The 11,431-nt window shown below is 61.1% G+C and carries 9 protein-coding genes; 1 reads left to right on the top strand and 8 read right to left on the bottom strand.

Annotated features, from left to right (window positions below; genetic code table 11):
- Positions 1-45 precede the first annotated feature (45 nt).
- Positions 46-1,188, top strand: coding sequence for an acyltransferase family protein (locus ACSMEV_RS09830; protein ID WP_459208216.1), 1,143 nt, complete (start codon positions 46-48; stop codon positions 1,186-1,188).
- Between the two features lie 74 nt (positions 1,189-1,262).
- Here ACSMEV_RS09830 and ACSMEV_RS09825 read toward each other — a convergent pair whose 3' ends face one another.
- From ACSMEV_RS09825 to ACSMEV_RS09790, 8 genes are all read right to left on the bottom strand, one after another.
- The gene (locus ACSMEV_RS09825; protein WP_459208215.1) at positions 1,263-2,252 is read right to left on the bottom strand and encodes an acyltransferase family protein; all 990 of its coding nucleotides are present in this window, start codon (positions 2,250-2,252) and stop codon (positions 1,263-1,265) included.
- 149 nt (positions 2,253-2,401) lie between these two features.
- On the bottom strand, positions 2,402-2,794 hold the full coding sequence (locus ACSMEV_RS09820) for a GtrA family protein (RefSeq protein WP_296265246.1): 393 nt from the start codon (positions 2,792-2,794) through the stop codon (positions 2,402-2,404).
- Entirely contained in the window at positions 2,791-3,735 is a 945-nt protein-coding gene (locus ACSMEV_RS09815) for a glycosyltransferase family 2 protein (RefSeq protein ID WP_459208214.1), read from the bottom strand. Before ACSMEV_RS09815 ends, ACSMEV_RS09820 begins: the two co-directional genes overlap by 4 nt.
- Positions 3,732-5,306: a DUF6311 domain-containing protein gene (locus ACSMEV_RS09810; RefSeq protein ID WP_459208213.1), complete on the bottom strand. Its 1,575-nt coding sequence runs from the start codon at positions 5,304-5,306 to the stop codon at positions 3,732-3,734. Before ACSMEV_RS09810 ends, ACSMEV_RS09815 begins: the two co-directional genes overlap by 4 nt.
- A 102-nt stretch (positions 5,307-5,408) precedes the next feature.
- A complete protein-coding gene (locus tag ACSMEV_RS09805) occupies positions 5,409-7,931 on the bottom strand; it encodes a glycosyltransferase family 4 protein (protein WP_459208212.1) in 2,523 nt (840 codons plus the stop codon).
- Positions 7,931-9,427, bottom strand: coding sequence for a class I SAM-dependent methyltransferase (locus ACSMEV_RS09800; RefSeq protein ID WP_459208211.1), 1,497 nt, complete (start codon positions 9,425-9,427; stop codon positions 7,931-7,933). Before ACSMEV_RS09800 ends, ACSMEV_RS09805 begins: the two co-directional genes overlap by 1 nt.
- Positions 9,424-10,638, bottom strand: a complete 1,215-nt coding sequence (locus tag ACSMEV_RS09795) for an ABC transporter ATP-binding protein (RefSeq protein WP_296265236.1) — start codon at positions 10,636-10,638, stop codon at positions 9,424-9,426. The genes ACSMEV_RS09800 and ACSMEV_RS09795 overlap by 4 nt, the downstream gene beginning before the upstream one ends.
- The gene (locus tag ACSMEV_RS09790; RefSeq protein WP_459208210.1) at positions 10,635-11,429 is read right to left on the bottom strand and encodes an ABC transporter permease; all 795 of its coding nucleotides are present in this window, start codon (positions 11,427-11,429) and stop codon (positions 10,635-10,637) included. Before ACSMEV_RS09790 ends, ACSMEV_RS09795 begins: the two co-directional genes overlap by 4 nt.
- Between the last annotated feature and the right edge of the window lie 2 nt (positions 11,430-11,431).

Below are 11,431 nucleotides of genomic sequence, written 5' to 3'. Positions count from 1 at the left end.
ACCCCCTTCGTGATGTTAGACTCACATCACCTCAGGGAGAACTTCATGCAACAGCCTACGGATCGAGCCATCTTCGCCAACCAGCTTAGAGGGCTAGCAGTCATCGCCGTCATCATTGTCCACTGGTGCGGTATCTACTGGTTTGCCCGCGAAACAGTGGCTTCCTACATACATGCGCCTGTCGTCGAAGGTCCTTCTTCGAGCATGATCGTCTGGCTCACGCTACCCACTTTCAACTATGGCCCCTTTGGCGTCTCGATCTTCTTTCTGATCAGCGGATTCGTTATCCCGTTCTCGCTCAATCGTATGACACCTAGGCCTTTCCTAGTTGCAAGGTTGCTTCGGATCTACCCGACGTACATTGTTGCCTCCTTCATCATGCTGGGCCTGGTCTACCTGTCGAGCCGGTATTGGGGCCAAACCTTTGCGATGCCGTTGGACCGTCTATTGGCCAACCTTCTGCTTGTCCAAGGCAACGCGTCTTATCCTTCGATCGATCTGGTGAACTGGACGTTGTCCATCGAAATCAAGTTTTACCTCATTGCCGCACTGCTTTATCGGTCGATCAAAAGCGGCAACGGTTACCCAATCGTTCTGTTCTCTGCGCTTGTGTTGGCAGCCTGTGAGGTACTGCCTCAAGGGATCGGCGACTGGCCGATGCTCATTGGCCTGATCGAGTCGCTGAAGACCGAGCTGATGTGCGTCATCTTCATGTTCATTGGGACTGGGTTCTACCACCACTTCACCGGTACTTACACAACTCGCCAGCTCGTCGCATATGTTGCGATTCTGCTGACGTTGTTCATCGTCTGCTGGCCCCACACGCAATGGCTGGCCCAAATGCCCAATGTCCCGCAAAACTATATCTATGGCCTGATCTTGTTCTCCATGAGTTACGCGCTGCGACGTCATTTCCGGCCAATCCCGCCGCTCGATTTCATCGCCAATATCAGCTACTCCATCTACGTGCTGCATTCGATCATCGGCTACTTGTCGATTCGCTTCTGGATGGACCAAGGTCTGTCATTCCCCCTGTCCGGGCTTGTGACACTGATTTTCGTGCTGGTACTGGCTTACGGGCTGCATCGCTTTGTGGAAACGCCTACGATGCGTTGGGGTAAACAGCTGTTCCGTAAAAAGGTCGCTACCGACTCGTCGTTGCAACAAGAGGCACTCCCAGCTAAATAGTCCAGCCCAGTCAAGGTTGAGCCAAACACATCCAGTCGCTTCCTGGCTGCGCTCATGCGCGTTCTCATTGGCCTTCAATACCCGTGCAATCCTCTCCGAGCCGGCAGCTTGGTCCTGAACCGCTGCCACACGGGCCGCTCGATCCCATAGTGGAACACACCGGCCAACAGCAGCGACCCTAGCAAAACCAGCCCTGCCTTGGGTCCGTTCGACAGCGCGTAAGGCTCCACCAGCCAGATCATCGAGAAGTGGAAGACGAACACCCCATACGACAAGGTGCCGGCGTGCCGTTGCAGGGTATTTACCCAGCCAGGTAGCCGAAGGCCCGAGAGCCACAGGATGAGGGGAAGACCGACGAGGTAGCCCACGGCCACTTCATGGTCGAAGGGGCGTCGGATCCCTTGCGCTTGCAGGCCCACGACATACGCCAGCAAGGCGATCCACACGCCGGCCAGGGCCAGGTTGCCCAGGCGGGAACGCTTTTCGATCGCCACACCGCTCAGGAAGATGAACAGCACGCCTAGCAAAAGCCTGTAGCCGAAGATGTCGGTGTTCAACCAGCCGTATTGCGCGAGCGAGAACACCACCAGGCTACCGACCGCCGCGAAGATGCCCAGCCAGGGCAGCAGCATCAGCAACGGCAGGATGAGGTAGAACTGCAGTTCGGCGCCCAGCGACCAGGCTGGAGGGATCAGCGTGAAGCGATCTATGCCCGTCCACATGTAGTAGTTCAGCGGGACGACCGTCAGGTTGCTCATCCAGTCCACGAACCCGGGGGTCTTGCTGAGGAAGTAGGAATGCGCCCCTGTCGCCCACACGAGCCCACCGGCCAGCAGAGCACACAGGTATAGAGGAAAGATCCGCAGGGCTCGGTCCTTGTAGAACCAACCCAGGGAAGGCAGGAGGCGGTCGTACGGGCGCCGTGTCCAGAGCTTGGCCACCACGTGCCCGGCCAGCATGTAGAAGATCACCACCGACCCGACGCCGACGTTCCAGCCCTTGACGTCGATGCCCATGTGGCTGACCGCTACCAGGCATGCCAGCAATAACCTCAGAAAACCCATTTTCGCATAGCCTTGTAGGAAATTTCCTAAAGGCGGCATGGTACTGACATTGTGACATTACGGGTATCTACCGGCAGGACTAATCGTGAGGCCGGTAGGTCGCTGGCCCGGTCCTTCGGGCCCAGCGTGTCTTGCGGGTGCTTCAGGCTTCAGGTGGCAGGTTTGAAAGCCCAGAGTTTCAACACCAGGTAGTTCAGCACCGGCACGATGAAAATCACCAGTACCAGGCCCACGGCGTAATGGAGCCCTGCGTACTCCACCCCAGAAGTGATCAGCAGGGTCAGCGCCAGCGATACCAACGACACCGTCAAGAATCGCCGGTACCCCGAGAAGGTGGCCGGCGTTCTGAAGGTGAACCGGCTGTTGAGCAGGTAGGACATCACGTTGGCAAAACCGAAGGCGATGCCATTGGCGACGAACGCAGGCGGTGCGAGCAACTCCATCAGCGCGACGACGATGCCGGCGTGCACCAAGGTGTTGGTGACGCCGACCAGGCCGAAGCGGATGAACTCGTGATACCGCGGTGGGATGAGGTGCTTCACTTGATCACGTCGCGCACGATGTACACCGGCCGGTTCTTCGACTCGGTGAAGATGCGCCCCACATACTCGCCCAGCACGCCGATACCGATCAGTTGCACGCCGCTGGCGAACAGCACCGTGATCATGATCGAGGCATAACCGGGCAGATCGCTGCCGAACAGTACGGTCTTGATCAGCAAGTAAGCGGCATACAGGAAGGAGATGGCCGAGACGGCGCAACCCAGGTAGGTCCAGACCCGCAGCGGCACCGAACTGAAACTGGTGATACCTTCGATAGCGAAGTTCCAGAGCTTCCAGGTGTTGAAGCTGGAGGCGCCGTGTTCGCGTGCGGCCACCTTGTATTCGACGGTGGCCGTGCGGAAGCCCACCCAGGCGAACAGCCCTTTCATGAACCGACGGCTCTCTGGCAGGGTTTTCAAGGCTTCGACCACCTTGCGGTCCATTAGGCGGAAATCGCCTACGTCCGCCGGGATATCGATGTCGGAGATGCGGTTGTGCACGCGGTAGAAGTAATTGGCCGTCACCTTCTGGATGGGGCGGTCGGTCTCGCGGTCCACGCGCTTGGCCAGCACCACTTCGGCGCCGTCTTCCCATTTGCGCACCAGGTCCAGAATCACTTCCGGCGGGTGCTGCAGGTCGGAGTCGATCGGCACAACGGCATCGCCGGTGGCGAAATCCAGACCGGCCGAGAGCGCGGCTTCCTTGCCGAAGTTGCGCGACAGGTCGACGATGGTCAGGTAAGGGTTGCTCGCCTTGGCCTTTACCAGCTCGTCGTAGGTGCTGTCGCGGCTGCCGTCGTTGATGGCGATCACTTCGAGGTCGTAACGGTCCGCCAGCTCGGCGAACACTTCGTTGATGCGCGTGAAGAACGCCTGCACGCCTTTCTCTTCGTTGTAGAACGGCGATACCAGCGAGATCGTGCGCTTGTTCACTTCGGTCATTGAGTTACCTTCGCAGAATCGACACGGCAGACGTGGGCAAAGTCGATCACCTTGCACTCAGGCTGACGGTCAGCGGGGAAAAGCTGTTTGACGCGGTCGACTTCCGGGAAATCGCCCGTATTGAAGACGTACAGCGAATGCGTGGCGTCGGACCCGGCGATCTCCGCCTGTGTGCTTTCGACGCTGCAATTGGCACTCGAGCGCGACACATAACCGGTGTTGATCTTGATGTTGTGCACCGCGGCGTAGCGCATGGTCGGCATCAGGGTCTGCAACACATCCTCCCGCCCACACTTGAACTTGGGGAAGAAGTACAAATACTGCACGTCGGGAGTGGCTTGCTGGTCCCAGGTCGGCTGCGTGAGCACGGCCGCTGCCGGACGGTTGGCCACGGCCACCAGCAGGCCGCGGTAAGGCGCCAGGTCATGCACTTGCAAGGCCAGCAGCGCCAGCATGGCGAGCGCGAACAGGCCGGCGCTCAGGCGGCGATACAGGAACACGATGGAGAAGACGACGATGCAGAAACCCACTGGCCAGAAAAAACGGCCCGAGGCGCGGAACTGCGTGGTGATGACATCGAGCACGGCAGGATAGGTGAGCGACACCAGATGGGTGGTGCCCAGGTAGATCTCGTTGGACAACGCATACAGGGTGAACAAGACCATCAGCCACGTGAGCGCCTTGTGCCGTGCGAACACGCCATTGGCGCTGCGGGCATTCAATACGAAGCTCAGCGCGAAGGCCAGCAGCACCCCCAGGCCCAGGTAGTTGAAGCCCTCGCCCTGCCCCGGCATCTCCGGGTTGGGGAAGTGCACATGACGCCCGCCATGCAACGGCGACAGCACGTTCATGGAGAAGACCCCGAAACCACCCTCTTTGGCGACCGTGGCGGCGCCCAGCGGGAAGATCGTGATCAGCAGACTCGCCGCCAGGATCAGGAACGGCGCACAGGCGCGCAGCCCGTAGCCGGGCTTGAAGCGCTGCGGGCTGCCCAGGCAACTGGCCACATAGATGGCGCTGGCCATGACGAACAGGTAGACGTTGACGTAGAAACCGGCCACCAGCAGGACGCTCCAGGCCACATGGTGGGCCTGTTCGGTCCGCCGGCAACGGAAGTACATGGCCAGGGCGCACAGTACGATCCACTGCGACATCAGCGAAACGTGCGCGATGCGCGAAGTGAACTCGGGCATCGTGGTCAGGCAAACCACCAGCGCCGCCAGCGCCAGCCAGGAGCGCACGCACAGTTCGCGCAGGATCCACCAGGCGCAGACTGCCTGTGCGACGAAGCACAGGCCGATCCAGATGCCGAAGGGGTTGAACGGGGCGAAGCTCTTCGGCACGAACACCTTCAACAGGAAGGCATACAAAGGGATCGCATCGACGAAGGTCGCGCGTGTGCCCTGTGGGTAGTTGATGCCATCGAACGCCAGCAGCGGGTAGCTGAACGGCGCCGTGAAGAACGCATTGAAGCCCGCGAAATACTGCGTGACGTCATCGACTTCGGTTAGCCAATACGAATTGGTGCCCAGGATGAAGTCGATGGGGAAGTAACGCAGTACGAAACACAACCCAAATACCAACGCGAACGCAAAGCCCGCCCTCCCGGTTGAGACAAGCTTCAAATCCATAACGCAAACATCTCACTCATTCTAATTTCAAGGCTCAGGCTGTCAGATCCGCTGCAAGCGGCTGATTTCGTCGATCAATTGCGTGGCGCTCTGCTTCCAGGTCAGCCACGGCATGTCGGTCGAAGTCGGGTGCGCGCCCGTGGCGAACAGTTCGAGCCAGCGCTCGACGGTCTCGGCCAGTACCTGCGGTTCGTCGCCTTTGAAGTACAAGGCATGTTCGCCAGCCACTTCGCGGAATACCGGCAGGTCACGGGCGATGATCGGCATGCCATGCTGCGCGGCTTCGATCAGCGGCAGGCCGAACCCTTCGCCGATCGAGGCGGCGATCAGGCACTGGCTGTGGTTGTAGACATGCTCCAGGTACTCATCGCTGACCCCGTCGAGCCACAGCAGCCGCTTGCCAAACTGTGGGTGCGCTTCGATACGGCTGGCCAGGTCGTCGACCAGCCAACCGCGCTTGCCCACGATGATCAGATTCGCTTTGACATCCGCTTCCCACAGCTGCTCGAACGCGGCAAACGCCTGGGCGTGGCCCTTGCGTGGCTCGAGCGTGCCGACCATGAGGAAGTTCGGATTCGCTTCCAGCACTTCGATGTGCAAAGCCGGATCTTCGGGAACGCCAGTGGACGGTACCGACTGGTCGATGTCCGCCCCCAGGTGGAAGGCGCCGATGCGTAGCGGGCGCTGGCGCGCCGGGCCATGCTCGGTCATCCATTCGCTCAGTTCGTCGGCCACAGCTTGGGAAATGCACAGGGCGCCGTCGTAGCGGGCAATGGTGCCGATCCAGTTCAAGTAGTGCTGGTACAGGTGATCGGAGAAGCAATGGCGCATCTGCAGGATCAACAAGTCGTAGACCACGAAGTAGACGCTGACGCCATGGGCATGCAGGGTGTCGAAATACGGTTGGCGCTGGGGTAGCACGTCCAGCAGCAGGTCCAGGCAGATGTAGACGTCGCCTGCGCGATAGTCGAGCGCTTCGTCCTGCGCCTGGCCGGCGTCGTGGCCGAGGAACTGCGCAGTGAACTGGGTCGCGTACCGGTAGAAGGACTCTTCGACCTTGGTGTACACCGGCTGGACCTGGTAGCCGGCTGGCGGGTGGCTCAGCCACTCGAGCAGGATGCTGCGCACCACGCGCTGGATACCGCTCTTGCCGTCGTGCCGGCACAGTTGCGAGATGTCCACCAACAGCCGCGGCATGCCCGAAGGGCCTTGAACGGAATAGTCGATGGCTTTGGCCAGTCGGGCGATGTCCAGGCCGCCGTTGTGCAGCTGTCCGGTGGCCAGGAGCGATTCGATCAGGGCCGGGACGGCGTCGACGACCGGCTGAGCCTCGGCGGAGCGTTGGTCACGTTCGGCCACCGCACGCTCGAAAGCCTCGACCGCGATCTTGCCGGTACGGTCCCAAGAGAACAGCTTGGCGCGTTGCAGACCATGCACGGTCAGCGCCGCACGGAACTCGTCGTCGACCAGCGCCTGCTTCATCTTGGCGGCGATGGCCTTGACGCTCATCGGGTCGAAGGTGGCTTCTTCCCAGCCAATCACTTCCGGCACGCTCGAGGTGTTGGCACCGATCACCGGCGCACCGCACTTCATGGCTTCGAGCGGCGGCAGGCCGAAGCCTTCGTGCCAGGACGGGAACACGTACAGCTGGCAGGTGTTGTACAGGGCGACCAGTTCATCGTCGGTGATGAAGCCGGTGAACACCAGGTCGTCCGCCTGCAATCCTTCGCTCAGGGCTTCGGCACGGTAACGCTCGATGATGTGGTTGGACATCTTGCCGGCGAACACCAGCTGGATGTCGGGGAGGTCACGCTTGACCTGGGTGAAGGCCTTGATCAGGCGCGTCAGGTTCTTGCGCTCGTCGGCGCCGCCGGAATACAGCACGAAGGCGTCGCGCAGGCTGAACTTGGCTGCCAAGGCATTACGCTCATCGCTGCTCAACGGAATCGGGTGGAAAATGTCGTCCGCTGCGCTGGAGACGTTGACCACGTTGGCTTCGTCGAGCGACAGCAGCGACAAGGCCTCTGCACGCGCAGCCTCGGAGATCGGCAACAGCACGTCGTAGTGCTTGAAGGCTTCGACCTTGTCCATGTAGTAGGTCTTGTACCCGGCGTGGGTCAGGTACTGGTTGGGGCTGACCAGCGGAATCAGGTCATACAGCGTGGCGCTGACCAGTGCGTGCTTGTCCAGCAGCGGGTCGCCGATGACTGCGTCGTCGACGAACCCTTCCAATGGGCTGGTGATATGCACGATGTCCGGCTGCAATGCGTCGATGCAGGCCTGACGGATGCGCTCGGCGACTTCACTGCGTGGGATATTCTCGGCATGAATGTTCGACACCGGGCCATCGGCGTACCACACGCGGATATTGCTCTGCGGCAACAGGTCGGCAAAAGCGGTGCGGATGCTCTCGATGCCTTCGGGGAGCATGCCGTTGAGCACCAAGTACACCTCATGGCCGGCGCTGTTGCGCACGATGCCTTGGGCGAGCGAGACGCTATAGCGGCCGATGCCTCGGAAACGGCTCTCGGTTTGAGCGCCTTGCATGTCAATCACGATACGCATCAGTTCTTGCTCTTCTTGATGGCGGCCCAGAGCGCCTGCTCGATGGTGCGGCCTCTGGCTGTCAGGGGGGCTTGGTCGACCATCGGCGGCAGCGGCGCGACGCTGCCATCGGCGGACGGCTGTGGGGCCTGGGTGCTGCGGTAGAGGTTGTACAGCTTTTCGGTCAACCGTGGGCAACGCCCGAGCAAGGCCATCACCTTGCTTCGCACTGCCGGACGTCGTGCCAACCAGAGCCGCGCATGGGGCAAGCTGCGGCCGAGCGCCGAGCGTGCGACCTGCTTGGGCGTGCGTACGGTACGGCCCAGCAAACGCAACGGACCCGTAATCCGCCACGAAGTACTCTTGTGCAGCGACTCCACGTACTGCTCATGCTGGTTCGAACGCAGGAACCAGGTATGGGCATTGCCCAAGGACTGGTTGAGCTGGGCTTCCATGTCGGTGGCCCGCAGGTACCAGGTATGGGCATTGCCCAGGGACTGTTCGAGGCTGGTCTGCAAGGTCGCGATCTGCGCCGTGAGCTCGGCGTTCTGCTCCTGCATCAGGACCGTCTGCTGGCGCATTGCATCCATGTCGAGCGCATGGCGCTCCTGGATCAGGCGAAGCTGTTCGGTCTGCTGGCAATGCGCATTGTTCAACTGCTGGGTCTGCTCGCGGTGCGCATACTCGAGCGCTTCGCTGAACTGCTCGCGGGTCATGAGCTGCGCACGGGCCGTGGCCACTTCGTTCTCAAGGCCTGCAAGGCGATGCTCCATGGCATGGTCGTAGCGCGCTGCCAGCTGGTCCAGCGCCATCCCGTAGGCGGCCTCGAACGTCTCGTCGAAAGCCGTCATGGCCTCAGGCTCGGCCTGCTTCTGCGCAACGATGGCGTAATCGGGGCTGGTGCCGGTGATCACATCGAGCACACCCAAGCGTCGGCTCTGGTCGTGCAACTCGGCAGGCTCCTGCAAGCGCACGATCTTGGCCCGCTCGAACCCGCTGTACTCGGCCAGGAACGATACCAGCAGGCTGGGCAGCGGTCGCTCGTGGGTCGGGTCCAGGTAGAAGCTGTTGGTGCCGACGACCAGGCTCTCGGCGTTGGGCGTCTCGAGGATCAGCAAACCGGCCGGGCGCAGCACGCGCAAGGCTTCGGCGACCAGTTCCTGCAGCACAGGAAACGGCACATGCTCGGCGATGTGGAATCCGGTGACGGCTACCAGGCTGGCATCGGGCAACTCGCGCAGGGCGCTGAGCGCATCGATGTTGCGGGCCGGCAAGCCGAGTGCGCGGCAGGCTTCGAGCATGCCTTCGTCGAGGTCGACGCCTGTGGGCGCATAGCCTTCACGGGTCAACAGTTCGAGCCACTCCCCTCGCCCACAGCCCAGGTCGAGTACCGGGTAGTCCGTATACAGGTCCTTGAGCGGTGCGAGAAACGGCAGGTACGCTTCGAGGCGTTGGCTGATCAATTCCCGAGAACCGCGATAGCGGTCCTCGAAGCCCCTGTAGAAACCGTCCATCATTTGCACTCCACGGTCGGAGGAATCCACGCCAGGCCCACGAAGGTACTCTCCGACATGTTCACGACGTTGAAGAGCAGCGCCAGGTCGCGCCACTCGTAATTGTTTGCGATGTGGTTGTCGCTGGCGTGCAGCGCCACCGCCACCGAGTACGACCCCACCCCCAGGTTGGCCGGGAAACGGAAGCGATAGGACAGCCGCTGCCCTTCTTCCAGGTCGCTGCGCACGCACTTGAGGTGGTGGGTGTTGGTGCCGTAGACGTCTTGGCCGAGCCGGTCCTTGATCACGTAGCCAACTACCAGTTCGGGCAGCGGCGCGTTGATCCGCACGTCGATCGCCAAGCACACTTCGTCGCCCACGCCTACGTACTCGACCGGCGCGCCCTCGTGGTTGTGGAGTGCAATGCGCTCCAGGCTGGCCTTGCCGTTGCCCGAACGCGTCTGCACGCCGCCTTCGGCCAGGGTCGTCACCTCGACGGTGGCGTTTTCCTTCTGCGCGATGATGGCATTGTAGTAATCCATGACCTCTTCCGGCGCACCGTCACGGATCACGGTGCCGCCGTCGAGCAGAATGGCGCGGTTGCACAAGGCCTGAATCGAGCCCCGGTCGTGAGACACGATCAACAACGTGGTACCGGCCTTCTGGAAGGCCTTGATGCGCCCGAAGCTCTTGTGCTGGAAATAGCTGTCGCCGACTGACAAAGCTTCGTCGATGATCAGGATCTCCGGGCGGAAGGCCGTCGCCACGGCAAACGCCACGCGCATCTGCATGCCGCTGGAGTAGGTGCGTACCGCCTGATCGAAGTACTCGCCGATCTCGGCGAAGGCTTCGATGTCGTCGATCACGCCATCGATCTGCTCGGTGTTGAACCCCATCAGGCCGGCCGCGTGGTAGGCGTTCTGGCGTCCGGTCAACTCACCGTTGAAGCCCATGCCCAGTTCGAGGATCGCGGCAATCCGCCCATTGACCTGCACCTTGCCCTCGGTGGGTTGCAAGGTGCCGGTGATCATCTTCAACAAGGTGGACTTGCCCGCGCCGTTCTGGCCGACCAAGCCGATGGCTTCGCCTGGCTGAATGTCGAAGCTGACATGCTTGAGTACCCAGTGCTCCTGGCTCGGCTTGACCGGCACGTAGCACCAGCGCGCGATGCGCTGCCACTCGGATCGGTAGGTGCGGTAGGCTTTGCCGACGTTGTCGACACGCAAGAGGCTCATAGTGAATCCACCATTTCAGGCGAGGCCCGACGGAACAGGAACAGGCCTACCAGCATGAGCCCGAGGGCGATCAGCAGTACCATGCCGACCTGCTGTAGGTCAGGCGCGGTCTTGTAGACCATGACGTTGTGGTAGGCGGTAACGATGGGATACATCGGGTTGATGCCGACGGTGCCCTTGAGGTAATCGGGAATGATGTTCACCGAGTAGACGATCGGTGTGAACCAGAACCAGACCTGCATGACGATGGGAATGACCTGCCCGATGTCGCGCAGGAACACGTTCAGCACGCCGATCACCAAGCCGATGCCCACGCCCAGGGCGACGATCACCAAGGTCAGTGGCAACAGCCAGAGCATCTGCACACTGGGCGCATGGCCGAGCACCGTGAAGATCACCAACACCGCCAGAAACAGCAGCAGGTTGTTCAGCAAACACGAACCCACCACGATCACCGGCAAGGCGATGCGCGGAAAGCGCATCTTCTTCATCAGGTTGCCCTGCTCGATGAACACCGTCAGGCAACGCCCGACGATCTCGGAGAACAGGTTCCAAGCCAGGATGCCGGCGATCAGGTAGAGCGCATAGGCGTACTTGTTCTCGATGCCCGGCAGGCGCGCGCCGAGCACGTTGGACAGGATCAAGGCATAGATCGCCACCTGGGCCAGCGGATGGATGATCATCCACAGGCCACCGAGCTTGCTGCGCGCGAACCGTGATATGAACTCGTTCTTGATGGAAGTGAGGATAAAGCTCCGGTATTCCCAGACGCCTCGGATCATGCCAAACATAG

It is taken from the genome of Pseudomonas sp. MLB6B (genome assembly GCF_054508135.1).
This window is presented reverse-complemented; position numbering and strand designations above follow the sequence as displayed.

Excerpts from the sequence above, each read along its gene's own strand:
- ACSMEV_RS09790 (WP_459208210.1), bottom strand. The coding sequence starts at position 11,429 with ATGTTTGGCATGATCCGAGGCGTCTGGGAATACCGGAGCTTTATCCTC.
- ACSMEV_RS09805 (WP_459208212.1), bottom strand. The coding sequence starts at position 7,931 with ATGCGTATCGTGATTGACATGCAAGGCGCTCAAACCGAGAGCCGTTTC.
- ACSMEV_RS09825 (WP_459208215.1), bottom strand. The coding sequence starts at position 2,252 with ATGGGTTTTCTGAGGTTATTGCTGGCATGCCTGGTAGCGGTCAGCCAC.
- ACSMEV_RS09795 (WP_296265236.1), bottom strand. The coding sequence starts at position 10,638 with ATGAGCCTCTTGCGTGTCGACAACGTCGGCAAAGCCTACCGCACCTAC.
- ACSMEV_RS09815 (WP_459208214.1), bottom strand. The coding sequence starts at position 3,735 with ATGACCGAAGTGAACAAGCGCACGATCTCGCTGGTATCGCCGTTCTAC.
- ACSMEV_RS09830 (WP_459208216.1), top strand. The coding sequence starts at position 46 with ATGCAACAGCCTACGGATCGAGCCATCTTCGCCAACCAGCTTAGAGGG.
- ACSMEV_RS09800 (WP_459208211.1), bottom strand. The coding sequence starts at position 9,427 with ATGATGGACGGTTTCTACAGGGGCTTCGAGGACCGCTATCGCGGTTCT.